At 71.9% G+C, this 25085-nt stretch carries 23 protein-coding genes, 1 tRNA gene and 1 pseudogene; 13 read left to right on the top strand and 12 right to left on the bottom strand.

What is annotated here, in order from left to right; translation table 11 throughout:
- The first annotated feature begins 436 nt into the window (after positions 1-436).
- From ACZ514_RS27035 to ACZ514_RS27015, 5 genes are all read left to right on the top strand, one after another.
- Entirely contained in the window at positions 437-1591 is a 1155-nt protein-coding gene (locus tag ACZ514_RS27035) for a sensor histidine kinase (RefSeq protein WP_469125884.1), read from the top strand.
- Complete coding sequence (locus tag ACZ514_RS27030) at positions 1588-2211, top strand: response regulator (RefSeq protein WP_468174085.1); 624 nt, start codon at positions 1588-1590, stop codon at positions 2209-2211. The genes ACZ514_RS27035 and ACZ514_RS27030 overlap by 4 nt, the downstream gene beginning before the upstream one ends.
- 154 nt (positions 2212-2365) lie before the next feature.
- Positions 2366-2869: a hypothetical protein gene (locus ACZ514_RS27025; protein WP_469125875.1), complete on the top strand. Its 504-nt coding sequence runs from the start codon at positions 2366-2368 to the stop codon at positions 2867-2869.
- Positions 2870-2964: 95 nt separating this feature from the next.
- Positions 2965-3489, top strand: a complete 525-nt coding sequence (locus ACZ514_RS27020) for a hypothetical protein (protein ID WP_468174088.1) — start codon at positions 2965-2967, stop codon at positions 3487-3489.
- Positions 3490-3594: 105 nt separating this feature from the next.
- Positions 3595-5439 (top strand): serine/threonine-protein kinase, encoded by a 1845-nt coding sequence (locus ACZ514_RS27015; protein ID WP_469125874.1) that lies wholly within the window; start codon positions 3595-3597, stop codon positions 5437-5439.
- 59 nt (positions 5440-5498) lie between these two features.
- On the opposite strand, the gene ACZ514_RS27010 is transcribed toward ACZ514_RS27015, so the two are convergent.
- Positions 5499-6188, bottom strand: a complete 690-nt coding sequence (locus tag ACZ514_RS27010; RefSeq protein WP_468174092.1) for a pentapeptide repeat-containing protein — start codon at positions 6186-6188, stop codon at positions 5499-5501.
- Positions 6189-6372: 184 nt separating this feature from the next.
- Between ACZ514_RS27010 and ACZ514_RS27005 the strand changes: the two genes are divergently transcribed.
- Positions 6373-7752 carry an NAD(P)/FAD-dependent oxidoreductase gene (locus ACZ514_RS27005; protein WP_469125873.1) on the top strand — a complete coding sequence of 460 codons (1380 nt, stop codon included), beginning with the start codon at positions 6373-6375 and terminating at the stop codon, positions 7750-7752.
- An 88-nt stretch (positions 7753-7840) separates the two neighbouring features.
- Here the strand turns inward: ACZ514_RS27005 and ACZ514_RS27000 are convergent.
- Positions 7841-7914: transfer RNA gene (locus ACZ514_RS27000), tRNA-Thr, on the bottom strand.
- 260 nt (positions 7915-8174) lie between these two features.
- On the opposite strand from ACZ514_RS27000, the gene ACZ514_RS26995 reads away from it, so the two are divergent.
- The 3 genes from ACZ514_RS26995 (at position 8175) to ACZ514_RS26985 (ending at position 10692) form a co-directional block, all read left to right on the top strand.
- A complete protein-coding gene (locus tag ACZ514_RS26995) occupies positions 8175-9251 on the top strand; it encodes an ABC transporter ATP-binding protein (RefSeq protein WP_388942427.1) in 1077 nt (358 codons plus the stop codon).
- 204 nt (positions 9252-9455) lie between these two features.
- A complete protein-coding gene (locus ACZ514_RS26990) occupies positions 9456-9866 on the top strand; it encodes a hypothetical protein (RefSeq protein ID WP_388942430.1) in 411 nt (136 codons plus the stop codon).
- Positions 9867-9921: 55 nt separating this feature from the next.
- Positions 9922-10692, top strand: a complete 771-nt coding sequence (locus ACZ514_RS26985; protein ID WP_469125872.1) for a nucleotidyltransferase family protein — start codon at positions 9922-9924, stop codon at positions 10690-10692.
- A 98-nt stretch (positions 10693-10790) separates the two neighbouring features.
- Here the strand turns inward: ACZ514_RS26985 and ACZ514_RS26980 are convergent, their stop codons facing one another.
- From ACZ514_RS26980 to ACZ514_RS26955, 6 genes are all read right to left on the bottom strand, one after another.
- Complete coding sequence (locus tag ACZ514_RS26980; RefSeq protein WP_468701620.1) at positions 10791-12338, bottom strand: DoxX family membrane protein; 1548 nt, start codon at positions 12336-12338, stop codon at positions 10791-10793.
- Between the two features lie 156 nt (positions 12339-12494).
- Entirely contained in the window at positions 12495-13466 is a 972-nt protein-coding gene (gene rlmB / locus ACZ514_RS26975) for a 23S rRNA (guanosine(2251)-2'-O)-methyltransferase RlmB (protein WP_468174100.1), read from the bottom strand.
- 114 nt (positions 13467-13580) lie between these two features.
- The gene (gene cysS / locus ACZ514_RS26970) at positions 13581-14981 is read right to left on the bottom strand and encodes a cysteine--tRNA ligase (RefSeq protein ID WP_468174102.1); all 1401 of its coding nucleotides are present in this window, start codon (positions 14979-14981) and stop codon (positions 13581-13583) included.
- 115 nt (positions 14982-15096) lie between these two features.
- A complete protein-coding gene (gene ispF / locus ACZ514_RS26965; RefSeq protein WP_388942445.1) occupies positions 15097-15594 on the bottom strand; it encodes a 2-C-methyl-D-erythritol 2,4-cyclodiphosphate synthase in 498 nt (165 codons plus the stop codon).
- Complete coding sequence (ispD, locus tag ACZ514_RS26960) at positions 15584-16330, bottom strand: 2-C-methyl-D-erythritol 4-phosphate cytidylyltransferase (RefSeq protein ID WP_468174104.1); 747 nt, start codon at positions 16328-16330, stop codon at positions 15584-15586. Before ispD ends, ispF begins: the two co-directional genes overlap by 11 nt.
- Positions 16331-16767: 437 nt before the next feature.
- Positions 16768-17250 carry a CarD family transcriptional regulator gene (locus ACZ514_RS26955; RefSeq protein WP_003953493.1) on the bottom strand — a complete coding sequence of 161 codons (483 nt, stop codon included), beginning with the start codon at positions 17248-17250 and terminating at the stop codon, positions 16768-16770.
- A 555-nt stretch (positions 17251-17805) separates the two neighbouring features.
- On the opposite strand from ACZ514_RS26955, the gene ACZ514_RS26950 reads away from it, so the two are divergent.
- Positions 17806-18495, top strand: coding sequence for a DUF461 domain-containing protein (locus tag ACZ514_RS26950; protein ID WP_469125871.1), 690 nt, complete (start codon positions 17806-17808; stop codon positions 18493-18495).
- Between the two features lie 105 nt (positions 18496-18600).
- Here the strand turns inward: ACZ514_RS26950 and phoP are convergent, their stop codons facing one another.
- Positions 18601-19272, bottom strand: a complete 672-nt coding sequence (gene phoP / locus ACZ514_RS26945) for a two-component system response regulator PhoP (protein ID WP_466527820.1) — start codon at positions 19270-19272, stop codon at positions 18601-18603.
- Positions 19273-19277: 5 nt separating this feature from the next.
- Positions 19278-20516 (bottom strand): two-component system sensor histidine kinase PhoR, encoded by a 1239-nt coding sequence (phoR, locus tag ACZ514_RS26940; RefSeq protein ID WP_468174108.1) that lies wholly within the window; start codon positions 20514-20516, stop codon positions 19278-19280.
- A gap of 209 nt (positions 20517-20725) precedes the next feature.
- On the opposite strand from phoR, the gene phoU reads away from it, so the two are divergent.
- Both phoU and ACZ514_RS26930 read left to right on the top strand, forming a co-directional pair.
- Positions 20726-21403, top strand: coding sequence for a phosphate signaling complex protein PhoU (gene phoU / locus ACZ514_RS26935; RefSeq protein WP_468174110.1), 678 nt, complete (start codon positions 20726-20728; stop codon positions 21401-21403).
- A 108-nt stretch (positions 21404-21511) separates the two neighbouring features.
- The gene (locus ACZ514_RS26930) at positions 21512-21661 is read left to right on the top strand and encodes a hypothetical protein (RefSeq protein WP_351889844.1); all 150 of its coding nucleotides are present in this window, start codon (positions 21512-21514) and stop codon (positions 21659-21661) included.
- 305 nt (positions 21662-21966) lie between these two features.
- On the opposite strand, the gene ACZ514_RS26925 is transcribed toward ACZ514_RS26930, so the two are convergent.
- Together ACZ514_RS26925 and ACZ514_RS26920 are read right to left on the bottom strand one after the other, a co-directional pair.
- Positions 21967-22608 carry an MAE_28990/MAE_18760 family HEPN-like nuclease gene (locus tag ACZ514_RS26925; RefSeq protein ID WP_469125870.1) on the bottom strand — a complete coding sequence of 214 codons (642 nt, stop codon included), beginning with the start codon at positions 22606-22608 and terminating at the stop codon, positions 21967-21969.
- Positions 22608-23777 carry a GmrSD restriction endonuclease domain-containing protein gene (locus ACZ514_RS26920; protein ID WP_469125869.1) on the bottom strand — a complete coding sequence of 390 codons (1170 nt, stop codon included), beginning with the start codon at positions 23775-23777 and terminating at the stop codon, positions 22608-22610. The genes ACZ514_RS26925 and ACZ514_RS26920 overlap by 1 nt, the downstream gene beginning before the upstream one ends.
- Positions 23778-24112: 335 nt before the next feature.
- Between ACZ514_RS26920 and ACZ514_RS26915 the strand changes: the two are divergent.
- Positions 24113-25061 (top strand): annotated as a pseudogene (locus ACZ514_RS26915) (replication initiator); the annotation flags it as partial.
- Between the last annotated feature and the right edge of the window lie 24 nt (positions 25062-25085).

Genomic DNA, 25085 nt, shown 5'->3' with positions numbered 1-25085 from the left:
GCCGTCCCCGTACCGGCTCGCCCCGCCCGGCGCACCGGTTGACCCGGGCATCATCCGATCGGCCGATGCGGCGGGGCGGGCCGCCCGGCTTCCCTGGTCACACGCCCCGCGCGAGGCCGGACCGGCAGCGCACCGGCGCCGTCCACGGGCCGGGGGCACCGTCCACCGGGGCCCCGGGAGGGGCGCGGACCACCGGTGGACGGCGACCCCGCCACCCCGCCGGACCGCCGCGCACCGGAACCGGCGCGCCGGGGGACCCTGCCGCCCGGGCATCCGTCCGGGCCCGGGCATCCGTCCGGGCCCGGGCATCCGTCCGGGCCCGGGCCGCGGTCCGGGCGGGGCTGCGGCAGCATGGAAACCCCCGCCCACCCCCAGGAGCCACGCCGTGAGCCGGCACCCCGCGACCGCCCCCGACACCCGCACCCTCACCGCCGTCATGCACGCCGCGTTCTTCCTGCTGCTCGGCGCCTCGGTGGCCCGGTTCCTGCTCCGCCACCCCGGAGAACCCCGCACCCCCTGGGTGATCTCCCTCGGCATCGCCCTCGCCCTGCTCTACGTCCTCGGCCCCGCCGTCGGCGTCACTCCGGCCTCCCCCGCCCCCGGCGCCCCCGCGCCCCCGACCCTTCGCCGCCGGCTCTGGCTGGGCCTGGTCGTGGCCACCTGGGTCGTCCTCGTCGTGCTCGCTCCGAGCTTCGCCTGGTGCGCCGTCCCGCTGTTCTTCACGGCCCTGCGCACCCTGCCGCCGCGCGCCGCCGTCGTCCTGGTCGGCGTACTGACCGTCTTCGTCGTGGCGGCCCAGCTGAGGCTCTCCACCGCCTTCGACCCCAACCTCCTGCTGGCCCCGCCCGCCATCGCCGCCCTGGCCACGGCCGTCTTCGTCCACATGGAGCGCCAGGCCCGCGCCCAGCGCGCACTGATCGACGACCTGATCCGCACCCGCCGGGAACTCGCCGCCACCGAACGCCGCGAAGGCACCCTCGCCGAGCGGCAGCGGCTGTCCATGGAGATCCACGACACCCTGGCCCAGCACCTGTCCAGCCAGCAGATGCTGCTCCAGGCCGCGGACCGCACCTGGGACAGCGACCCGGCCACCGCCCGCGCGCACGTCCGTACCGCCACCGGCATCGCGGCCCGCGGCCTCGCCGAGGCCCGCCGCCTGGTCCACGACCTGGCCCCGCCCGAGCTGGCCGACGGCGCGGGCCTCGCCGACGCCCTGCGCGCCCTGGACGCCGGCCCCGGCGTCGAGGTCCGCTTCCACCTGGAGGGCGTACCCGCGCCCCTCCCGGACCGCACCGAATCGGCCCTCCTGCGCATCGCCCAGGGCGCCCTGGCCAACGTCCGCGAACACGCGCACGCGCACACCGCCGCCCTGACCCTCAGCTTCCTCGGCGACCAGGTGGTCCTGGACGTCGCGGACGACGGCGCCGGCTTCACCGCCCCCGCCCCCGCCGGCGCCGGCCCCGAACGCGGCCACGGCCTCCCGGCGATGCGCGCCCGCGTGCGCCAGCTCGGCGGCACCCTGACGATCGAATCCACCCCCGGCGAGGGCACCGTCCTCTCGGCCTCAATCCCCCTGGAGCCCACAGGATGACCACGATCCTCCTCTGCGACGACCACGTGGTGGTCCGCGCCGGACTCCTCGCCCTCCTCGGCAGCGAACCGGACATCGAGGTGCTCGGCGAGGCGGGCAGCGGCGAGGAGGCGGTCGCGCTGGCCGCCAGGCTCCGGCCGGACGTCGTCCTGATGGACCTCCAGCTGGGCGAGGGCATCGACGGCGTCGAGGCCACCCGCCGCATCACGGCCCTCCCCTCCCCGCCACACGTCCTGGTCCTCACGACGTACGACACGGACGCGGACATCACCCGGGCGATCGGGGCCGGCGCGACGGGCTACCTGCTCAAGGCGGAACGGCCCGAGGAACTGTTCGCCGCCATCCACTCGGCGGCGGCGGGCCGCACCACCCTGTCGGCGCCCGTCGCGAGCCGGGTCATGGCCCACATGCGCGGAACCCGCCCCACCCTCACCGACCGCGAACTCGACATCCTCGGCCAGCTGGCCCGGGGGCTGGGCAACCGCGACATCGCCCGGGCCCTGTTCATCAGCGAGGCCACGGTCAAGACCCACCTGGGCCGCATCTACGACAAGCTCGGCGTCGACACCCGCGCCGGCGCGGTGGCGGTGGCCAAGGAACAGCGCCTGCTGCCCTCGTGACCCCGCTCACGGCCGGCACCGCCCACGGCCCGGCGTCGGCGGCGCCCCGCCCGGCGCCCGGGGCTCCGGGGGCGCCGGGGGTCCGGCGGCGGCCGCAGGGGCCGGAGGCCGCCCCCCGCGCCGCCGGAGGGGCACCCGTGACACCATCGGGAGCGTGCTCGACATCGGCTACTCCCTCTCCCGGCGCTTCCCCGACCCCCCGCAGACCGACTACCGCTCGGCGGACGTCCACACCCTGCGCCACGACCTGTTCTGCGGGGACGTCTACCTCGCGGACACCGACAAGGACACGGAAGTGTCCACAGCCTGGGGATGGGTACCGGTACTCGACTTCGCCTGGGCGCTGTGCGACATCGTCGAGCAGCTCGACGAGGACCCGCGCGGCAGCCGCTCCGCGGACCGCCGGTTCGCGGAGCTCGACTTCACCGAGTCCGCCGACCGCATGCTCTTCGAACGCCGCTTCGGCTGGGTCGACATCGAAGCCGACTGGATGACCCCGGAGGAGGAGCCCCTCACCTTCAGCCACCGCCTGCTGCGCCGCGAGGCCCGCGACTTCCTCCACGACCTGATCGCCGACCTCGTCGACATGCACGAGGGCCTCGCCGACAACCCGGTCATCTGGACCCTCCAGTCGCGCTTCCCCCGCGTACCCGCCTGACCGGACCCGCCCGGGCCGTCCCCTCCCCCGCCCGGGGGAGCCGGATCGCCCGCGTGCCCGATGTCGGGCCGCCGCGCGGCCGGAAGGCTGGCCGCATGAGCCACGCCACCACCGAACGCCCCGTCCCGCGCTGGGCGCGGACGACCGCCCGCCTCCTGCCCCTGCTGGCCCTGCCGGTGTGCCTGTGGAGGCTGCCCGTCGGCTTCGGCTTCCAGATGGGCATGGACCTGCCACCCGCCGGGCAGCCGCTCCTGGTCACCGTCCCCTACGTCCTCGCCCTCAGCCTGCTCTCCGAGGCCTTCGCCCTGCTCTGCGCCGGCCTCGTACGCCCCTGGGGTGAAACCGTCCCCGCCCGGGTCCCCGTACTCGGCGGCCGTCGCATCCCCCGTCACGCGGTCACCGTGCCCGCCACCCTCGCCGGACTCGGGTTCACCTGGCTCCTCGTCGACTGGGTGCTCTGCGTCTTCCACCTCGCCGGATTCTCCGACGTGGGCTACACCAACGGCTGGTGGCGGGCCCTCGCCCTCACCGTCAGCGGCCTGTTCGCCCTCTGGGGCCCCCTGATCCTCGCCCTCGCCCTCGGCCACCACCGGCGCCGCCGCCCCCTGCCGGTCCGTTGAAGGGTCTTCGCACCACGCCCGTCCAGGAGCGGGGCTGTCCGGTACTCTCTCGGTGGCTCCAGGGCGTCGGCAGGCTGTGAACTGCCCGATAAGGGACGGTTTTTCATGAGCGGTAGCGGTGCACCTTCAGCCGAGCTCTTCCAGCCGCTCAGGCCGGAGGACCCGGCCACGGTGGGCGGTTACCGGCTCGTGGCCGTACTGGGCGCGGGCGGCATGGGCAAGGTGTACCTCTCCTACACCCTCGGCGGACGGCCCGTCGCCCTCAAGGTGATCCGGCCCGAGTTCAGCGAGGACCCGGAGTTCCGGCGGCGCTTCCAGCAGGAAGTACGGGCCGCCCAGCGGGTGCAGGGCCTGTACACCGCCCCCGTCATCGACTTCGACACCGAGGGCGCACAGCCCTGGCTCGCCACCTCCTACGTACCCGGCCCCTCCCTCGCGCACGCCGTGATCCGGCACGGCCGGCTGCCGCTGCGCAGCGTCCTGCTGCTGGCCATCGGGGTCGCCGAGGCGCTGCACGTCATCCACGGCGCGGGCATCGTCCACCGCGACCTGAAGCCGGCGAACGTGCTCCTCGCCTCCGACGGCCCCCGCGTGATCGATTTCGGCATCGCCCGCGCGGCCGACGCCACGTCCCTGACCAGCAGCGGCGTCTACGTCGGCACGCCCGCGTTCATGGCGCCCGAGCAGGCCTCCGCCGGAGCGGTCACCGCCGCCACCGACATCTTCGCCCTCGGCCAGATCATCGCCTTCGCGGCGATCGGCGCCCCGGTCTACGGAGACGGGAACTCACACGCCGTCCTCTACCGGATCGTGCACGAGGACCCCGACCTCAGCGCCCTGCCGGAGGAGCTGCGGCCCCTGGTGGCCCGCTGCCTGAGCCGGGACCCCGCCGGCCGGCCCTCCCTCACCGAGGTCATCGAGATGTGCCACGGCCTCTCGCCCGACCCGCTGCGCCAGGGCGAGGACTGGCTCCCCAAGGACGTCGCCGGCTCCATCACCGAACGGCTCCGGCTGCCCGAACCGGCCAGGACCCCGCCGCCGCAGCCCGCCGCCGCGCCCACCCCGACGGAGCTCTCCGCGCCGCCCCAGCCCCCCACGGCCGCGGGCGTGGCGTACGCGCCGACGCAGGCCGCGCCGGCCGCCCCGGCGCCGGGTACCGTCCCGCCCGGCTACCCGACCCCGCCCCCCGGTTACCACACGCCGCCCCCCGGCTACCCGACCCCGGCGCCCGGGTACCCCACGCCGCAGCCCGGGTTCGCCCCCGGCCACCCCACGCCGCCGCCGCTCCACCAGACGGGCTTCCCGCAGACCGGCTTCCCGCCGCCCGCCCCGCAGGCCTCCCGGCGCAAGGGGCTGATCATCGCCGGAGCGATCGTGGGCACGGTCATCGGCCTCGCGGTCATCGGCTCCCTGCTGCCGGACGGCTCCGCCAAGGGCGGCAGGGGCAGTGGCGGCGCCGCCACCGGCGACAGCCGCGGCGCCACCCCCGGCCCCGGGGCCTCCCAGAACAAGAACCAGCAGCGCCCGGACCCGGCCCCGGCCTCGTACCAGGGCATCAACATGACGGCCAACTACCAGCTCATGCTGGCCGACAACCCGCCGCGCCCCACCGCGGGCAACAGCTCCGGCGTCTCGTACAGCCACGGAGACCTGTACTACTACTTCGACAGCCTGTTCGGCGAGAAGCGGCTCGGCACCGACAACGGCAAGCTGGTCGTCCTGAACAACGCGCAGAAGGGCTCGCTGGAGACCTGCCGCACCGAGACCCGCTACACCGAGAAGGTCAGCCTCGACCAGCTCACCGACGGGTCGGAGATCTGCGTGCTCAGCGACGCCGGACACATCGCCGTGGCGACGTACCGCGGCAAGTCGGACACGAAGGACGCGAGCAACTACGTCACGGTCGACCTCACCGTCTGGCGCAACGCCGAGCAGCCGAAGAAGCACTGACGTCCCCGGCGGCCCGGCCCGTACGCACCCCGCGCACGGGCCGCGCCGCGCCGCCCCGGCTACCCCAGCACCCGCACCCCCAGCTGCGCCGCCATCGCCGGGGCCAGCTCGAACAGCTGCCCAGGGCTGATCACCGCCCCCGCCAGCGCCTCCACCCCCCGCGCGATCCCCAGCTCCGACGCACCCCGCAGATCCACCTCCGACAGCCGCGCCCCCGAGAAGTCGGCCCCCCGCACCACACAGTCCCGGAACTCCACCCGCTCCAGCACCGCACGCCCGAAGTCCGGCTCCACCAGCACGCATCCCTCGAAGACCACGTCCCTGAGCCGTGCCGTGCGCAGGTTCACGTAGTCGATCTTCCCGCCCCGTACGAGGACCCGCTCCAGCACCGCCCCGTGCGCCTGCGCCCCGCCCAGCCGGGCCTCCACCAGCTCCACGTCCCGCAGCGAGGCCCCCGACAGGTCCGTGCCGACCCCCCGGACCTGCTCCAGCACCGAATCCAGCACCCGTGCCCTCGCGAGACCGGCCTCGTCCAGCGCACACCGCCGCAGCGCGCAGTCCATGAACCGGGCCCCGGCCGCGTCCTGCCCCGTCAGGTCCAGGTCCGCGAACTCCAGCCCGTCGTAATCCCCGTCCGGCTCCAGGGCACCCCCCTCCCACACCGCCGTCTCCGGCAACCGCACCTCCGGAAGCCGCGCCGCCTTCACCGTCGCCCGGCCCGCCCGCGTTCCCTGCCCGTTCCGCGCCATGCGCCCATCGTGGCCCACCGCACTGACAGCGACCCGGCCCGCCGCCCCACGGCCCGCGCCTCCCCCGAGCCGCCCTACACCCCCCGCGCCACCCCCGCACCGGCCACGCCGTCCGCCGTTCCGCCCGAAACGCGACACCCCGCCCCCTGGACACCCCTGCGGCAGCCCCGGTACCAACTCCCCCATGACGATCAACGGCGGCATCTCCTTCTGGTACGCGACCGGCGCCACCGCCCACCAGCCACCCCGCGCCCCCCTCACCGGCGATGCCACGGCCGACGTCGTCATCGTCGGCGGCGGCTACACCGGCCTGTGGACGGCCTACTACCTCAAGCGCGCCGCCCCGGACCTCCGCGTCACCGTCCTGGAGCAGAGGTTCTGCGGCTACGGCGCCTCCGGCCGCAACGGCGGCTGGCTCTACAACGGCATCGCCGGCCGCGACCGCTACGCCGCCCTCCACGGCCACGACGCCGCCCGCCGCCTCCAGCGGGCCATGAACGACACCGTCGCCGAAGTCATCCGCGTCGCCGCCGGGGAGGGCATCGACGCCGACGTCCACCGCGGCGGAGTCCTCGAAGTCGCCCGCACCCCCGCCCAGCTCGGCCGCCTCAAGACGTTCCACACCGCCGAGCTCTCCTTCGGCGAGACCGACCGCGAGCTGTACGACGCCGACGCCACCCGCGCCCGTGTCGACGTCGCCGGAGCCCTCGGCTCCAGCTGGACCCCGCACGGCGCCCGCGTCCACCCCCTCAAACTCGTCCGGGGCCTCGCCGCGGCCTGCGAACGCCTCGGCGTCACCGTCCACGAGTCCACCCCCGTCACCGAGATCGCCCCCCGCCGCGCCGTCACCCCGTACGGCACCGTCCGCGCCCCGTACGTCCTGCGCTGCACCGAGGGCTTCACCGCCGCCCTCAAGGGCCACCGGCGCACCTGGCTCCCCATGAACTCCTCGATGATCGTCACGGCGCCCCTGCCGCCCTCGGTCTGGGAGCGGCTCGCCTGGCGGGACGCCCCGCTCCTCGGCGACACGGCCCACGCCTACATGTACGCGCAGCGCACCGCCGACGACCGCATCGCGATCGGCGGCCGCGGCGTCCCGTACCGCTTCGGCTCCCGCACCGACCACGACGGCCGCACCCAGCCGGCCACCATCGCCTCGCTGCGCGACCTCCTGTTCTCCTTCTTCCCGGTCCTGGCCGGCACGGAGATCACGCACGCCTGGTCGGGCGTCCTCGGCGTCCCCCGCGACTGGTGCGCCACCGTCACCCTGGACGCGGCCACGGGCCTGGGCTGGGCCGGCGGATACGTCGGCTCCGGCGTGGCCACCGCCAACCTCGCCGGCCGCACCCTGCGCGACCTGGTCCTCGGCGACCGCACCGACCTGACGTCCCTGCCCTGGGTGCACCACCGCGTCCGCCGCTGGGAACCGGAGCCCTTCCGCTGGCTCGGCGTCCACGCCCTCTACGCCGCCTACCGCGCGGCGGACCGCCGCGAAACGGCCACCGGGCGCCCGGCGACGACGCCCCTGGCCCGCCTCGCCGACCGCGTCTCGGGCCGCGCCTGACGGCACGCGAAAAGGCTCCGGGTGATCACCCGGAGCCTTCCGCCTCTGTACGAATCCCCTTGGTCGCTACCGCTCTGACCTGGGGCGGAGCCGCCTGTCGGAATCGAACCGACGACCTCAAGATTACAAGTCAAGCGCTCTAGCCAACTGAGCTAAGGCGGCACAACACCACCCGCGGGACCGCTGCGCGTGGAGCCGCCATCACTCTACACAGCGCCCGATTCCCCGGGCCATCGCATTCGCGCCGCACCCGGGCACCCGACACGCGCAGCGGCCGGGGCCCCGCCGGACCATCCGGGCCGTCAGAAGTGCTGACAGGAGCCGTCCCCGCCAGGTAGCGTCGTCCGGAGTCCAGCTGACTGGACTAGACCTTCCACTCGGATCGTCCGGCACGTTCCTGCCGGTAGAAGGGATTCACCACCATGGCTTCTGTCACCTTCGACAAGGCGACCCGCCTCTACCCGGGCGGCGACAAGCCCGCCGTCGACCAGCTGGAGCTGGAGATCGAGGACGGCGAGTTCCTCGTCCTCGTCGGCCCCTCCGGCTGCGGCAAGTCGACCTCCCTGCGCATGCTCGCGGGCCTCGAGGACGTCAACGGCGGCGCCATCCGCATCGGCGACCGCGACGTCACGCACCTGCCGCCCAAGGACCGGGACATCGCGATGGTGTTCCAGAACTACGCGCTGTACCCGCACATGAGCGTCGCCGACAACATGGGCTTCGCGCTCAAGATCGCCGGCGAGGACAAGGCCACCATCCGCCGCAAGGTGGAGGAGGCGGCGAAGATGCTGGACCTCACCCAGTACCTCGACCGCAAGCCGAAGGCCCTCTCCGGCGGCCAGCGCCAGCGCGTGGCCATGGGCCGGGCCATCGTGCGCAAGCCGCAGGTCTTCCTCATGGACGAACCGCTGTCCAACCTCGACGCGAAGCTGCGCGTCTCCACCCGTACGCAGATCGCGGCGCTCCAGCGCGACCTCGGCATCACCACCGTGTACGTCACCCACGACCAGGTCGAGGCCATGACCATGGGCGACCGCGTCGCGGTCCTCAAGGACGGTCTGCTCCAGCAGGTCGACACCCCGCGCAACATGTACGACCGGCCGGCGAACCTCTTCGTCGCCGGGTTCATCGGCTCGCCCGCGATGAACCTGGTCGAGGTGCCGATCACCGACGGCGGCGTGAAGTTCGGCGAGAGCGTGGTCCCGGTGTCGCGCGACGCGCTCTCCGCCGCCGCCGACGCGGGCGACCGCACCGTCACGGTCGGCGTGCGCCCCGAGCACTTCGACATCGGCGACACCGGCGGCCTGACGATCACCGTGAACGTGGTCGAGGAACTGGGCGCCGACGGCTACGTCTACGGCAGCCACGACGGCCAGGACATCGTGGTCCGCGTGAACGGCCGCCACGTGCCCGAGAAGGGCTCGTCGCTGCACGTGGTGCCGCGCGCCGACGAGATCCACGTCTTCTCCACCTCCTCCGGCGCACGGCTGTCGAAGTAGGGGCGCGACCGTCCGAGTCACGGGGGCGCTCCGCCAAGGGGCGCCCCCGCCGCGGCAGTTGCGGGCGGCGGGCTCCACGAACCCCGGCAGACCGGGCCATTCGGCCGCACTCGTCAACCCATAAATCGAAAAACCACGTCGAACCATCCCCCGACCGGGTGACTGAATGTCGCCAAATCTTCACCGAGCGCTACTCTCGCCCTCGTGACCCACACTGCCCGCCGTATCGGCCGTTCCCTCGCCCTGGTCCTGCCCGTCGTCCTGGTCCTGTCCGGGACCCTCGCGGTCACCATGGTCCCCTGGGCGGATCACTCCTCCCAGATCCTGACCGCCTCCGCCGAGGACGTCTCCCTCCCGAAGAAGCCGGCCGCGCCGCACGAGCTGCTGCGCGACAAGCTCCTCGGTGAGCTCCAGCAGGGCGAGCAGCCGGGCGTCGTCCTCACGCACCTCCAGCAGGAGGTGAACGGCCGTCCGTCGCTGGCGGAGCACTGCGTGAGCATCGCGCGGGCCCTGGGGCGGGCCGCCGTGGAGGCCTACGGGCCGACGAAGGCCCAGTCCTACGCGCGCCCCGTCTGCGACACCTCGTACGCGTCGGGCGTCGCCTCGATGGGCTGACCCGCCCGCCGCGCCTGCCCGGACCGGCCGGGGGGCCGGTCCTACGCTGGCGGCCATGACCGACACGGCCCCGGCGCCACCCCGATCCACCGATGACGCGGCCGCGTTCCCGGCCCTTCCCACCCAGGCGGTCGTCCTGGCGGGCGGGCAGGGTTCGCGGCTGCGGCCGTACACGGACGACCGGCCCAAGCCGATGGTGGAGATCCCGGGCACCGGACTGCCCATCATCGGGCACCAGTTGGCCTGGCTGGCGGCGGAGGGGGTGACCGACGCGGTGGTGTCGTGCGGACACCTCGCGGAGGTGCTCCAGGAGTGGCTGACGCGGGCTCCGCTGCCGCTGCGGGTGACGACGGTGGTCGAGGAGGAGCCGCTGGGCCGCGGGGGCGGTCTGAAGTACGCGGCGCGGCGGCTGCCCCGCCCGGACCGGGCCTGGTACGCGACCAACGGCGACGTGTGGACGCGTTTCCCGCTGCGGGAGATGGCCGCCTTCCACGAGGAGCGGGAGGCGCTGGCGACGCTGGCCCTGGCGCGGCCGCGGATGCCGTGGGGGGTGGTCGACACGAACGAGTTCGGGCAGGTGCTGGACTTCATCGAGGCCCCGCCGTCGCCCTATCCCGTCAACGCCGGGGTGTACGTGTTCGCTCCCGAATTCACCGCGCTGCTCCCCGACTTGGGGGACCACGAGCGGACGACGTTCCCCCGGCTGGCGCGGGAGCGGCGGCTGGCGGGCTTCACACTGCCGCAGGGGGCCTACTGGCGGGCGATCGACACGGCGAAGGACCTGACCGAGGCGGCAAGGGAGTTGGCGGCGCAGGGCGCCGTCTGAGCCGTTTCCGTACTGCTACGTCTCCCCGTGCCCCGGCACGCGGAAGGGCCCGGCGCGCCGTACGCGCGCCGGGCCCTCCGGTCGTCGGCCGGGGCCGCTCAGCCCAGGAGGCCGCCGACGAGGCCGGGCTTCCTGGTCTGGGTGTCGGAGCCGCTGCGGGTACCCGAGGTGGTGGCCGGCGGCTGCTGCGGACTGGACTGCTTCGGGGTGCTGCTGCGCGGGGTCTGGCTGCCGGAGGTCTTCGTGGCGCTGGGCGCTCCGGAGCCGGTCGAGGAGCTGTCGCGGCTCGGGGCGCTGCTGCCGGTGCGGCCGGACCGGGCGGCCGGCTCGGAGGGGGTCGCCGACGGCGAGGCCTGCTTCGAGGGCTGCCTGCCGGGGGCGGACTGCTTGGCGGGGGCCTGCGGGAGGGGGCTGCCGGGGAGGTAGTTGCTGGGGGCCTCGCCGGGGCCGGGGACGGTGACGACGGTGGAGGAGCGGACGGCGCCGCCGAGGAGCGAGCCGATGAGCAGGGTGAGTCCGCAGACGACGGTGGCCATGACGGCACCGCGCCGCAGGACCCGGCGGCGCAGCCGCCAGACCTCGGAGCGGGGGCCGAGGGTGCGCCACGCCTCGCCGGTGAGGCGGGCGTCGAGGGAGTAGACGGGAGCGCCCGCGATGATCAGCGGGCTCCAGGCGGCGAGGTAGATGATGTCGGGGGCGTCGTAGGCGGGGACGGTCTTCCAGCTGACCGTCATGAGGAGCGCGGCGGAGAGCAGGGCGCCGATGCAGGCGGCGAAGCGCTGCCACAGGCCGAAGACGGTCAGCACGCCGACGATCACCTGGAGGAAGGCGACGCTGAGTCCGGCTCCGACGGGGTGGGCGAGCGCGAAGTCGCGCAGGGGTTCGGCGAGGGCCCAGGGGTGCAGGGTCTGCAGCCAGGTGACCATGGATCCGCGTTCGCCGCCGTCGAAGTAGACGGGGTCGCAGAGTTTGCCCATGCCGGCGTAGATGGAGATGAAGCCGAGGAAGACGCGCAGGGGGAGCAGGACGACGCCGAGGTTCATGCGGCGGCCCGGGTAGTAGGAGGCCTGGCCGCGGGCGTCGGCGGCGGGGCGCCGGCTCTCGGGCCCGGTGCCGGGTCCCGGGTGGTCGCCGTCGTGGGCGTCGTGGCCCCCGTACGGCGGGTGGGGCCGGCGCGGCAGGTCGCGTACGGCGGCGAGGGGGCGCGTCTCGTCCGGGTCGCCGTAGGTGCGCTGGCCGATGACGGTGGGGGTGGCGAGGGTGTCCTCGACCAGGTCGTGTGCCAGGTCGACCCGGGGGATGGTCTGGGTGGCGGCTCCGCCGTCGTAGTCGTCGTGGCCGCGGCCGGCTTCGCGCACCGCCTGGAGGAGCCCTCCCATGGCCGCGGCGTCGCCGGGCGCGGACTTGCCGCTCCAGACGACGGGGGCGCGGCGGCGGGTGGCTCCGGCGGTCGCGACGGCGGCGGCGCCGAGGAGGGGCGCGCGGCCGGGGGCATTCGCGGGCTTGGAACGCGCGCTCGGGCTCGGTGCGAGCCGCACGCGGAAGCTGGCGTGGTTGACGATGACCTGTGCGGGGTCGCACGGCACCTTGACCATGCTCAGCGCGGGCTGGTCGTCGAACCCTGACGTTCTGGTGTCCACACTCATCTAACCGAGTGATGGGTGTTTAGGACACTGCCTTGACACGAGGGATCTGTCCGAGACCCGTCAAGATCAAGTCGCCCCGCCCGTGAGGGGCGGGGCGACACGCTCACGGGTCATGTCCCGTGGGCCAGGTGGATCAAGCGCCGGCGGCCGTCCGGGTCAGACGCGGCCGCGCTGGGCGCGCTTGCGGGCGGCCTCGTAGAGGACGACGCCGGCGGCGACACCGGCGTTGAGGGACTCGGCGCCGCCGGGCATCGGGATGCGGACGAGGTAGTCGCAGTTCTCGCCGACGAGGCGGCCGAGGCCCTTGCCCTCGGAGCCGACGACGATGACGACCGGACCGGAGAGGGCGTCCAGGTCCTGCACCTCGTGGGTGCCCTCGGCGGCCAGGCCGACGATGGCGATGCCGGCCTTCTTGTACTCCTGGAGGGCCCGGGTCAGGTTGGTGACGCGGGAGACCGGGGTGCGGGCGGCGGTGCCGGCGGAGGTCTTCCAGGCCCCGGCGGTCATGCCCGCGGCGCGGCGCTCGGGGATGACCACGCCGTGGCCGCCGAAGGCGGAGACGGAGCGGACGATCGCACCGAGGTTGCGCGGGTCGGTCACCCCGTCGAGGGCGACGATCAGCGGGTCCTCGCCGTTGTCGTGGGCGGCGTCGGTGAGGTCCTCGGGGTGCGCGTACTCGTACGGCGGGACCTGGAGGACCAGGCCCTGGTGGTTGAGCCCGTTGGTCATCCGGTCGAGCTCGGGGCGGGGGGCCTCCATCAGGTTGATGTTGCCGCGCTCGCCGGCGAGCTTGAGGGCGTCGCGGACGCGCTCGTCGTTGTCGATGAACTGCTGGACGTAGAGGGTCGTGGCGGGGACGCCGTCGCGCAGTGCCTCGAAGACGGAGTTGCGGCCGACCACCATCTCGCTGGTGCCCTTGGGGCCGCCGCGGCGGGGGGCGGGGCGGCGCTTGGCGGCCTGGCGGGCCATGGCGTTGGCGATGCGGTTCGCCTTGTGCTTCTTGCGGTCCTCGGCCTTGGGCGTGGGGCCCTTGCCTTCCAGACCCTTGCGCCGCTGGCCACCGCTGCCGACCGTCGCGCCCTTCTTGTTGGACGTGCGGCGGTTCCTGCGCTGGCTGTTACCGGCCATGACCTCTACCTGTTTTCGTTCGTGCTGCGATATGTACGTATGAAGAGTGTGCCGCCCGGACGGCCGGGCGGCCACCAAGCCGGTGCGACCGGCGTCGGACCGGGGCGCCCGGCGTCAGCGCGGGCCGAGCGTCCAGCGCGGACCGGCCGGACCGTCCTCGATGACCAGACCCGACTGCTGGAGCTGGTCGCGGATGGCGTCGGCGGTCGCCCAGTCCTTGCGGGCGCGGGCGGACTCGCGCTGCTCCAGGACGAGGCGTACGAGGGTGTCGACGGCGCCGTGCAGGTCCTCGCCGCGGTCGGACTCGCCCGCCCAGTGCGGGTCGAGCGGGTCCAGTCCGAGGACGCCCAGCATGGCGCGCACCTCGGACAGGCGGGCGATGGCCGCGTCCTTGTCGTCGGCGGCGAGCGCGCTGTTGCCCTGGCGGACCGTGGTGTGGACGATCGCGAGCGCCTGCGGGACGCCCAGGTCGTCGTCCATCGCCTCGGCGAAGGCCGGCGGCACCTCGGCGGCGGCCTCGACGGCCCCGCCCGCCTTCTCGGTGACGCGCTGGTAGAAGCCCTCGATGCGGGCGAACGCCGACTCCGCCTCGCGCAGCGCCTCCTCGCTGTACTCGATCATCGACCGGTAGTGCGGGGTGCCGAGGTAGTAGCGCAGGACGATCGGACGCCACTGCTTGACCATCTCGGAGACGAGGACGGAGTTGCCGAGGGACTTCGACATCTTCTCGCCGGACATGGTGACCCAGGCGTTGTGCACCCAGTACCGGGCGAACTCGTCGCCGAAGGCCTTGGCCTGGGCGATCTCGTTCTCGTGGTGCGGGAAGATCAGGTCCAGGCCGCCGCCGTGGATGTCGAAGGCCTCCCCCAGGTACTTGTGCGCCATGGCGGAGCACTCCAGGTGCCAGCCCGGACGGCCGCGGCCCCAGGGGGTCTCCCAGGAAGGCTCCCCGGGCTTGGCGGACTTCCACATCGCGAAGTCGCGGGGGTCGCGCTTGCCGGTCTCGCCGGTGGACTCCGGCTGACGGATGTTGTCGAGCTCCTGGCGGGAGAGCGAGAGGTAGCCCGGGAAGGACTTCACGTCGAAGTAGACGTTGCCCTCCGACTCGTACGCGTGGCCGCGCTCGATGAGGCCGCGCATCATCTCGATCATCTCGGGGACGTGGCCGGTGGCGCGCGGCTCGTACGTCGGCCGCAGGCAGCCGAGGGCGTCGTAGCCGGTGTTGAAGGCCAGCTCGTTGTCGTACCCGATGGACCACCAGGGGCGGCCCTGCTCGGCCGACTTCGCGATGATCTTGTCGTCGATGTCGGTGACGTTGCGGATGAAGGTGACGTCGTAGCCGCGGTACGCGAACCAGCGGCGCATGACGTCGAAGTTCAGGTAGGACCGGATGTGCCCGATGTGCGGTGCCGCCTGCACGGTGGCACCGCAGAGGTAGATCGAGACGCAGCCCGGGACGAGCGGGGTGAAGTCGCGGATCTGCCGGGCGCTGGTGTCGTACAGGCGAATAGTCACGGCATCCAGGGTAGTGCGCCTGCGGCAGTGCCCCGCGACCGTTTGAGGGCGCCCGGACGGTTTGTTGCCGAAGAGGTGACGTCGGCGACGCCCGCGGGGCGGCCCCGCGCCGCGCTCAGCCCCGGTCCGTCCGGTAGACGAGGGCGGTGGCGATGGCGGCCAGCCCTTCGGCGCGGCCGGTGAGGCCGAGTCCGTCGGTGGTGGTGCCGGAGACGGAGACGGGGGCGCCCGCCGCCGCCGCGAGCGCCTTCTGCGCTTCCTCGCGCCGTTTGCCGATCTTCGGGCGCACGCCGATCACCTGGATCGCGATGTTGCCGATCTCGAAGCCCTCGGCCCGCACGATCCGGGCGGCTTCCGCCAGGAGGGTGACCCCGGCGGCGCCGGACCACTCGGGGCGGGAGGTCCCGAAGTGCGCGCCGAGGTCGCCGGCACCGGCGGCGGAGAAGAGGGCGTCGCAGGCGGCGTGGGCGGCGACGTCTCCGTCGGAGTGGCCGGCGAGGCCGTCCTCGCCCTCCCACAGCAGTCCGGCGCACCACAGCTCACGGCCGGCCTCGAAGGCGTGCACGTCGGTGCCGATGCCGACGAGGGGGATCAGGGGCAGGTCAGTAGACATCGGTGGCCCTCCTGCGGGCGAGTACGGCCTCGGCGAGGACCAGGTCGAGCGGGCGGGTGACCTTGAAGGCCTCTTCGTGGCCGGGGACGGTCACGACGGTGACCCCGGTGCGCTCCACCATGCCGGCGTCGTCGGTGGCGCCCTCGCCGCTGACGGCGATGGCCTCGTGCGCGCGCAGCAGCGTGGCGAGGTCGAAGCCCTGCGGGGTCTGCACGGCGCGCAGCCGGGCCCGCTCGGGCGTGGCGACGACCGGCTCGGGCTCGCCGGGCCCCCGGGGGTCGACCTCCTTGACGGTGTCGGCCAGGGGCAGGGCCGGCACCACGGCGGGGGCTCCGCCGCGGACGGCCTCGACGACGGAGTCCACGGTGTCGACGGGGACCAGGGGGCGGGCCGCGTCGTGGATCAGTACGGAGGTGATGTCGGCCGGGAGGGCGGCCAGGCCGGCCCGCACGGACTCCTGGCGGGTGTCGCCGCCGGGCACGACCAGGACCTCGGTGCGGTCGGGCAGGGCGTGCTCGTCCAGGAGGTGGCGCACCTCGGCGGCCCCGTCGGGCGGGGCGACGACCACGACCAGGGCGACCGCGCGGGAGCGGGCCATGGCGCGGACGGCGTGGATCAGCATCGGGGTCCCGCCGAGGGCCCGCAGGGCCTTGGGGGCGCCGGGCCCGAGGCGTACCCCGCGGCCCGCGGCCGGGATCACCGCGGCGGTGCGGTGGGGACGGGATTCGTCAGACATCAGTAGCTCCGAGCCAGGTTTGTGACTTCGGCCGACATGGGTATGGCCTTGGGCATGCCCCCGGCGCTGGTCGGCGGGAGTGCCGGGTGCGACGCCCTCGCCCCTTCCGTGACGACCGGTCGAGCCGGCTGCCCGGACCCGGCGCGCCGGTACGGGACCGTGCGGGTGTGCACCCGCAGGGTACGGCGGGAAGAGCGCGGGGTGTGGAGCGGGAGCCGGCGCGGGCGGCGGCCGGGCGTGGCGAGTGACCCACACGGGTGTGGGTGGAGGCGAGGGGGTGCACCGCGGCGCGTGGTGGCGCCGGTGTGCGGCCGACGCCGCGGGACGGCGCCGGTGTGCGGTGCTGGATGCGGACATGCCGCAGCGCCCGGCAACAGCCCTCTCGTAAGAGAGGGCGGGTCATCGGGCACCGCGGCACACTGTGGCCGGTTCGAGCGTCAGGACGCAAGAACCTCGTCGAGGAGGGCCTCGGCCTTGTCCTCGTTGGTGTTCTCGGCGAGCGCGAGCTCGCTCACCAGGATCTGCCGCGCCTTGGCGAGCATGCGCTTCTCACCGGCGGACAGACCGCGCTCACGCTCACGACGCCACAGGTCGCGCACTACCTCGGCGACCTTGATGACATCGCCAGAAGCGAGCTTCTCCAGATTCGCCTTGTAACGACGGGACCAGTTCGTGGGCTCTTCTGCGTACGGTGCGCGGAGCACCTCGAAGACCCGGTCCAGCCCGTCCTGGCCGACTACGTCGCGAACGCCGACGAACTCCGCATTGTCCGCAGGCACACGAACCGTCAGGTCGCCCTGGGCGACCTTGAGCACCAAGTAGGTCTTGTCCACGCCTTTGATCTGGCGAGTTTCGATGGCCTCGATCAGCGCGGCCCCGTGATGGGGATAGACCACGGTGTCGCCAACCTTGAACGTCATGTGACAGGTACCCCTTCCGTGGCTATCCAGGGTAACACGAGAACTGACTGTTATGAATGGCGTTTTCGCAGGTCAGGGCACATCTCGGGGCTTGACAACAGCGACACGAACGTGCTGCGGAAGGCTTCCGGAAGGGGGTATTCGCAGGTCGGAGGCGCTGTGCGGACCGGGCGAAACGACCACGCTACACCTGGCGGACACGACGACGAGTGTGACGTACGTCCCGTTTTGCCGGTTTCCCGGACCGGAAACCGACGTACTCCGTTCGACTGGCGGCCACCCGTACGCGGTGGGTTCCGGCCCAATCTGGAATTGATCACGGAGCCGTGTTCGAAGGAATCCCGGAATTGATCACACGGGGGGCCGGGACCGGATAGCGGAATGCGAGATCACGGGGCGGGTGCGGCACGGCGCGCGCGCTGCGGAGGGTCGGGTGCGGGGGCGGGGCGGCGGCTCGGTAACCTAAGCGCGCTGACACACCCTTAGGGCGGCTTTACCTCGGCCGCTCCGAGCCTCCACCCGTCCCGTCCGTACGTCCAAGGAGTTGCCGCCGCCGTGAGCCGCAGCCTTCGACGCGGCGCTCTCGCCGCTACCGCCGTCGTGTTCTCCCTTGCCTCGCTCGCCGCGTGCGGCGCGGGCAATGACGCGCAGACTCTCCAGATCAAGCCGGACAACGCCGCCGTCACCAAGGGCGACATCAGGATCCAGAACGCCCTGGTGATCACCAAGGGCGAGAAGGACAAGAAGGGGCCGGCCGCCGTCTCGGCGACCCTCTTCAACTCCGGCGGCAAGGCCCAGACCCTGGACGGGATCACCCTCAAGGGTGGCAAGTCCAAGGTGGTCCTGAAGCCGGCCGAGGGCTCCGGCAAGATCACCGTGCCCGCCGGCGGCTCCGTGGTGCTGGGCGGCAAGGGCAACGCCTCCGCCGTCATCGAGGGCGGCCGCGAGGCCGTCCAGAACGGCAACGTGCAGGACGTCGTCTTCCAGCTGAGCACCGCGGGCGACGTGGAGCTGGGCGCGTTCGTCGTCCCGGCCACCGGCATGTACGCCGGCTACGGACCGACCGAGGCCCCCGCCGCCGCGCCGGGCCCCGTCCCGTCCGGCTCCCCCTCGGCCCCGGCCTCCCCGGGCGCGTCGGGCTCCCCCGCCGCGTCGGGCGCCCCGGCCGCCTCCGGCTCCCCGGCCGCCGGTGCCACGCCGTCGGGCTCCGCGTCCGCCTCGCCGTCGCGCAGCGCCGGGCACTGAGCGCCCGAGCGGCGCCGTGACACGGGGAAGGCCCCGGCCGCGATGCGGCCGGGGCCTTCCCCGTGCGCTCCCCCGTGTCACGGACCTCCCGGTCCGCCGGGCGGCCTACGGCTCGAACTTGTAGCCCAGGCCGCGGACCGTGACCAGGTAGCGCGGCGCGCCCGGGTCCGGCTCGATCTTGGCGCGGAGCCGCTTGACGTGGACGTCCAGGGTCTTGGTGTCCCCGACGTAGTCCGCGCCCCAGACCCGGTCGATCAGCTGCATGCGCGTCAGGACGCGGCCCGCGTTGCGCAGGAGCATCTCCAGCAGGTCGAACTCCTTCAGCGGGAGGTCGACCTTGGCCCCGGCGACGGTGACCACGTGCCGGTCCACGTCCATCCGTACGGGACCCGCCTCCAGGGCCGCCGGCGTCACCTCCTCCGGCTCGCCCCGGCGGCGCAGGACCGCGCGGATGCGGGCGACCAGCTCCCGGGAGGAGAAGGGCTTGGTGACGTAGTCGTCGGCTCCTATCTCCAGACCCACGACCTTGTCGATCTCGCTGTCCTTGGCGGTCACCATGATCACGGGGACGTTGGAGCGCCCGCGCAGCTGCCGGCAGACCTCCGTGCCCGGCAGGCCGGGCAGCATCAGGTCGAGGAGGACGAGGTCGGCGCCGTTGCGCTCGAACTCGTCGAGCCCGTCGGGCCCCGTCGCGGCGATGGCGACCTCGAAACCCTCCTTGCGCAGCATGTAGGACAGGGCGTCGCTGAAGGATTCCTCATCCTCGACGACGAGCACTCGGGTCACGGAAGGACCTCCGGGGCAGGGATGACTGGTTCTGGGTCAAGCAGGGGTGTGGCGGGCCCCGAGGCGGCCGCCGGGGCCGGCGCGGCCGCCTCGGGGAGCCGCAGGGTGAACGTGGAGCCCTGGCCCTCGGAGCTCCATACCGACACCTCTCCGCCGTGCGAGGCCGCCACGTGCTTCACGATCGCGAGGCCCAGTCCGGTTCCTCCCGTGGCGCGGGAGCGGGCCGGGTCGACGCGGTAGAAGCGCTCGAAGATGCGCTCGCGGTCCTTCTCCGGGATGCCGATGCCCTGGTCGGTCACGGCTATCTCGATCAAGTCTCCGCCCGGCGCCGTCACCCTGCGCGCCGCGATGCCGACGCGGGTGCGGGCGGGACTGTAGTTGACGGCGTTCTCCACCAGGTTGCCCAGGGCCGCGGCCAGCTGGCCGCGGTTGCCCCAGACGCGCAGGTCGGAGGTGCCTCCGGCGGCCATGGTGATCTGCTTCGAGGTGGCCGTGTGGCGGCACCGGTCGATGGCCTCCGCCACCAGCGTGTCCACCCGCACGGGCTCGGCGTCCTCCAGCGGGTCGTCGTTCTGCACCCGGGAGAGGTCGATGAGCTCCTGCACGAGGTTGATCAGGCGGGTGGCCTCGATCTGCATGCGGCCCGCGAAGCGGCTGACCGCCTCCGGGTCGTCGGCGGCGTCCATGACCGCCTCGGAGAGCAGGGAGATCGCGCCGACCGGGGTCTTCAGCTCGTGCGAGACGTTCGCGACGAAGTCGCGGCGCACCGCTTCGATGCGGCGGGCCTCGGTGAGGTCCTCGACCAGCAGCAGCACCAGCCGGGAGCCCAGCGGGGCGACCCGGGCCGAGACCGCGAGGGCTTCACCGCGGCCGGTGCCGCGCCGGGGCAGGTCGAGCTCGATCTGGCGTATCTCGCCGTCCCGGCGGGTGTCGCGGGCCATGTGGAGCATGGGCTCCACGGCCAGCTTGCCGCCGCGGACCAGCCCGAGCGCGTACGCGGCCGAGCTGGCCTTGACCACCGCGTCGCCCTCGTCGAGGACGACGGCGGAGGAGCGGAGCACCGACAGGACCGTGTCCACTCCCGGCGGGAGCACCGCGTTGATGTCGGGGCGCATGGAACTCCGGGTGGGGCGGGCCTGGTCGCGCTCGCTCCAGCGGAACGCCAGCATGGCGATGACACCGGTACAGAGACCGGCGGTCGCCGCAGCTGCGGCGACCGCCGCGTTCACGTCCATGGATCCAGGTTAAGCAGGCCCGGGGACACTTCCACAGCCGTTCGGGTGGCACCTCGAACAGTCGTCGCCCAGAGTTCACCCTGACGACGGGGCTGATTCACTTGCGGTGCCGGAGACGGACGCGTTCGCGTCCGAACGTGTCAGCGTGGGGCCGAACGGTCCCCACGAGAGTGGCGAGCAGGCAAGCAGGCAAGCAAGAGAGGGACACCATGCGCGACGCGTACCACGAGGAACTGGACTCGATCGGAGAAAGCCTGGTCGAGATGGCCCGGCTCGTCGGTTCCGCGATCGGGCGGGCCACGACCTCCATGCTGGACGCCGACCTGAAGCTCGCGGAGAGCGTCATCGCCGCCGACCAGAAGGTGGACGACCTCCAGCACGACCTTGAGGCGCGCGCCATCGCGCTGCTGGCCCGGCAGCAGCCGGTCGCCACCGACCTGCGGATCGTCGTGACCTCGCTGCGGATGAGCGCCGACCTCGAGCGTTCCGGCGACCTGGCGCAGCACGTGGCGAAGCTGGCGCGGCTGCGGTTCCCGGAGCGGGCGGTCCCCCGCGACCTGCACGCGACGATCCTGGAGATGGGGCAGCTGGCGCAGCGCCTGATGGCGAAGGCGGCCGAGGTCATCATCACCAAGGACGTGGACCTCGCCCTCCAGCTGGAGCAGGACGACGACGAGATGGACCAGCTCCACCGCACGCTGTTCCAGCACCTGATGGACGACCGCTGGAAGCACGGCATCGAGACGGCCGTCGACGTGACCCTGCTGGGCCGCTACTACGAGCGGTTCGCGGACCACGCCGTGTCGGTGGCGAAGCGCGTGGTGTACCTGGTGACGGGCGAGCACGCGGACGAGCTCCAGCAGCCGACGCCGGCCGAGGGCGTCTGACCCCTGGCGCGCGGCACGCCCCAATGCGCCGTTGACGCGCCCGTACGGCTGGGCATGAATGAGGCGAAGGCACCACGACTTCCCGTACGCCGCCTGCGAGGAGGCACCATGCCCGAAAGCCCTGTCCCCATCACCCCGGAACAGGAGCAGCCGCCCCGTCCGGAGCCGCTGCGCCTCCCGCTGCTCGCGGCCTGCGGCTGCGGCTCGGGCTGCGGCTGCGGCTGCCAGTCCGGCGCCCCGTGCCAGTGCGGCGGCTGACCCGGCCACCCAGCCGCGAGGGCCCCGTCCGACCCGGACGGGGCCCTCACCGTTGTGCCTCCGCGCCGCCGTCCGAGTAGCCCAGAACTGCGGCCACCGCCTCTCCCCCCTCAGCGACCCCGAAGAATTTCGCCGCCCGCCAGCGCTCCACTAGCCGAGCCACTCCACAGGGCCGCCCTGCCGTGTTGCGCACACGACTCCGAAGGCCCGTGCGTCTCGCTCATTTCCCCAGGTCATGGGCGCGAGCGCGCCTCATCGAGCTTCATCGATCCACGAATAGCCGTGTGCACACCTATGACTGGTGGTCAAATTCGCCGGTAAGATTGATTTTCGGCAGCCGCACTTACCGTGTTGCGAACGAAGTCCATAATTCCTAGAACTTCCTGATGAAGTTCTTCATATGAGGCGGCACCAATGCTCAAATATTGCCCGTGCGCAATTTCATTCCGCACACGCAACAGTTCGTAATCGATCAGCCTTGCCTTGGTTGCGATCGGCGAAGCGTCGAGGCCTAGGGATTCGAAGAGATCGAAGCATCGCGTGCTATTGAGGTTGGATTGAGTGTCGACACCCTTCCGCCAAGGTATCTTCGCGCGCTCGCCATCTTCCGATAGAAGTGCCTGGACCCTGCGCACCATTTTCTTGGTCGCGGACATTCCTTCCTGGGACTCCAAGGCCGCCTCGTGCCCCAGGGCAACAAATGCTGGATGCAGCTCACCATACGTCAGGCGGCGGCGCCCTACGTAGTGGAGGTAGATTGACAGGCAGTGTTTGGCGTATCCCTCCCAATGTGCATACAGAAGAGGGACTCCAGCTCTACACAGCGACCGCTGAGCCGTACTTTCGGCTTGCACCCTTCGAATATTTCCCAGGAAACTATGCAGTTCGCTGCGACGCCAAGCCAGATCCTCGTCGAGGGAGTCTTGCAGTTCGCTCAGTGTGCGCATTACTCCCCCAACGAGAATACCTTCTGACCTACCTCAAACATGTACGGGATCCTGAGGTCAGCAGATTTTCCGGCGCCCGTGCGCTTCTGGAAAGTCTCGTCGTTCCAAACTGCTCGAACTCGCTGTTGGAGTAGGGCTGAGCGCGGTCCGCTCTCGAGCAACTTCCACTGCCCGTAGTTGAGACCTAGGCCAGCTGTTACCGCTTCGAAGGCGGAGACGGTGAAGCGGCCACTGAACTTGTTCTTTGCCAGATCCCAGCGCTTGAATGAAGACTCACCCAGGGCCTCGTTAAGCCAGGAGAAAATGTCAATGAAACGATTGCGCTCGAAATCGCGGTCAAAATCTGACGATTCGATGAAACCGCGCATCCGGGACGTCAGGAACTCACTCACGTCAGAAAGCCCGGACAGGTCTGAACGTTCTGCAGTGACGATCGAAAGGTATCGGAGAGCTAGCTCTACTCCGTACGCTTCTTCCTCCTGTCGTTCACTGATACTAACAGTTTGCGAGAAGTCTGAATGAAGGGCAAGCTGCTGGAGCCACCGGAAGAAACTGGGATCCAGCATTACAGCGAGACAGTTTCGAGCCTCCTGTTCCGAGAGGTGCGCCCCGCTATTCAGTCGCTGAAATAGGTCAAATTTAGCCTGTTCGTCGCTAGTGTGCTCGACGATCTGAAAATCTAGTCGCGCGCGCTTAAAAAAACGCTGCTGCGCCTCCGACAGGCTGGTGAGGTCGACCTGTGACGCAGCTACGAGCGAGTCGTTCCAGACGACTCCTTCAAGGCTCTTCAGGTAATCCCCTGCGATCAGCGGCTCCGGTTTGTCGATCTCTCCATCCGGATTTCGCAGGGTCCCCATGAAGCGGAAGAGCGTCGAGAGGCGTTGAACCCCATCCACGACGTCCCAGACCCCGTCTTTTCGTGCAGCCACGAAGATTGGCGGGATAGGGATCCCGAGGAAGACACTCTCGATGAGACGGGATTGCTGTTGAATGCTCCATCGGAAAATCCGCTGGAACTCTGGGTGGATCTCCAGGTCTGAATTTTCATACATGGAAAGCGCTTCGTTGATTGCCATACTGTATCGATCAGTATGGATCTCCCGAGAGCGCTGCTCGATCTCTTCCTGAAGCCCCACCGATTCCTCCTTGAGCGCAAGCTGCTTCGGCATGTCCCCCCTAGATCGTCTGCTGTCGCATCAGTATGGACCGGTTGTTCGCCGCAGGGGAGCTAAGTGGCGAATCGGCCGTCGCTCCCCACCCGAACCACGAACCGGCCGGCAGACGCAGAAACCGGCCCCGACCATCCCGGAGCCGGAGCGCCCCCTCCGGAGGCATTCGTTCTGACCGGCAGCCGACGGATCGGCTCGGTTCACCCCAGCGAGCCCTGCGCCACAGTGGCGCGCGGCGGGCGGCCGGGCCAGAGCAGGTCGGAGACAGGAGCGCAGGCCCGGGGTGACGGGCGCGCGACGCCGGCTTGGCGGCGGAATCGCCCTTGATGAAGTAGGGCACACACCACCAGGAGGACGCCGCCGAACTGGGCACCGCCCTCGACCCGACCACGTACGACTACGCCGCCGCCGTCCTCTTCAGCAACCACGCCGGTCAGCTCTGGCAGCGCTTCACCACCCGGCTCCGCCGCGAGATCGCCGCCCACGCCGGGCTGACCCAGCGGGAGCTGAAGGAGGTGGCCCGGATCTCCTACAGCAAGGTCGCCGAGTTCCAGAAGCGCGGGGCCGTCCGCTTCCACGCCGTGATCCGCCTCGACGGACCCGACGGGCCCGCCAGCCCACCGCCCTCCTGGGCCAGCACCAAACTCCTCGACCGCTCGATCCGAGCCGCAGTGGGGCATGCCTACACCTCGGTCACCGTCCCGGCGGCGGGCGACCAGCCGACCCGCACTTTCAGGTGGGGCACCCAGCTCGACATCCGCACCGTCAAGGTCTTCGGTGACGGCTCCGACATCACCGAACAGGCCGTGGCCTCGTACGTCGCCAAGTACGCGACCAAGGCCGCCGAGGACACCGGCACCCTCGACCGCCGGATCGGCAACCGCGAGGCACTCGTCCTCCTCGACGTCCCGGCGCACACCGACCGCTTGGTCGAAGCCTCCCTCGACCTGGACCCGCTGTACCCGGACCGTCGGCTCGCGGCCTGGGCCCACATGCTCGGCTTCGGGGGCCACTTCTCCACGAAGTCGAGGCGGTACTCGACCACTCCTCGGCGCCCTCCGCCAGACCCGCGCCGACTACCGCGCAGCCCAGGAACACCAAGCCCACGGCCTCGACGGCGTCGAGCCGGACACGGTGCTCGTCCTGGCCTCCTGGCAGTACGCCGGCCACGGCCACAGCACCGGCGAAGCCGTCCTCGCCGCCACCATCGCGCGCGACATTCAGCTCAACCGCCAGACCGCCCGCGAAGCCCTGACACAGATCGACGTCCAAGAGGAGTGGTGACCGTGCCCCATCTTCTCCCTGAGC

It is taken from the genome of Streptomyces sp. NPDC034086, from assembly GCF_055575515.1.
This window is presented reverse-complemented; position numbering and strand designations above follow the sequence as displayed.

Coding starts and splice junctions, on each gene's coding strand:
- ACZ514_RS27010 (WP_468174092.1), bottom strand. CDS start 6,188: ATGGCGCGGAACGGGCAGGGAACGCGGGCGGGCCGGGCGACGGTGAAG.
- ispF (WP_388942445.1), bottom strand. CDS start 15,594: ATGTCTACTGACCTGCCCCTGATCCCCCTCGTCGGCATCGGCACCGAC.
- rlmB (WP_468174100.1), bottom strand. CDS start 13,466: ATGGCCGGTAACAGCCAGCGCAGGAACCGCCGCACGTCCAACAAGAAG.
- ACZ514_RS26930 (WP_351889844.1), top strand. CDS start 21,512: ATGCCCGAAAGCCCTGTCCCCATCACCCCGGAACAGGAGCAGCCGCCC.
- ACZ514_RS26955 (WP_003953493.1), bottom strand. CDS start 17,250: ATGACGTTCAAGGTTGGCGACACCGTGGTCTATCCCCATCACGGGGCC.
- ACZ514_RS26995 (WP_388942427.1), top strand. CDS start 8,175: ATGGCTTCTGTCACCTTCGACAAGGCGACCCGCCTCTACCCGGGCGGC.
- ACZ514_RS27015 (WP_469125874.1), top strand. CDS start 3,595: ATGAGCGGTAGCGGTGCACCTTCAGCCGAGCTCTTCCAGCCGCTCAGG.
- ACZ514_RS26985 (WP_469125872.1), top strand. CDS start 9,922: ATGACCGACACGGCCCCGGCGCCACCCCGATCCACCGATGACGCGGCC.
- phoR (WP_468174108.1), bottom strand. CDS start 20,516: ATGGACGTGAACGCGGCGGTCGCCGCAGCTGCGGCGACCGCCGGTCTC.
- ACZ514_RS27005 (WP_469125873.1), top strand. CDS start 6,373: ATGACGATCAACGGCGGCATCTCCTTCTGGTACGCGACCGGCGCCACC.
- ACZ514_RS27020 (WP_468174088.1), top strand. CDS start 2,965: ATGAGCCACGCCACCACCGAACGCCCCGTCCCGCGCTGGGCGCGGACG.
- ACZ514_RS26980 (WP_468701620.1), bottom strand. CDS start 12,338: ATGAGTGTGGACACCAGAACGTCAGGGTTCGACGACCAGCCCGCGCTG.
- ACZ514_RS27035 (WP_469125884.1), top strand. CDS start 437: ATGCACGCCGCGTTCTTCCTGCTGCTCGGCGCCTCGGTGGCCCGGTTC.
- phoU (WP_468174110.1), top strand. CDS start 20,726: ATGCGCGACGCGTACCACGAGGAACTGGACTCGATCGGAGAAAGCCTG.
- ACZ514_RS26920 (WP_469125869.1), bottom strand. CDS start 23,777: ATGCCGAAGCAGCTTGCGCTCAAGGAGGAATCGGTGGGGCTTCAGGAA.
- ACZ514_RS27030 (WP_468174085.1), top strand. CDS start 1,588: ATGACCACGATCCTCCTCTGCGACGACCACGTGGTGGTCCGCGCCGGA.
- ispD (WP_468174104.1), bottom strand. CDS start 16,330: ATGTCTGACGAATCCCGTCCCCACCGCACCGCCGCGGTGATCCCGGCC.
- ACZ514_RS26925 (WP_469125870.1), bottom strand. CDS start 22,608: ATGCGCACACTGAGCGAACTGCAAGACTCCCTCGACGAGGATCTGGCT.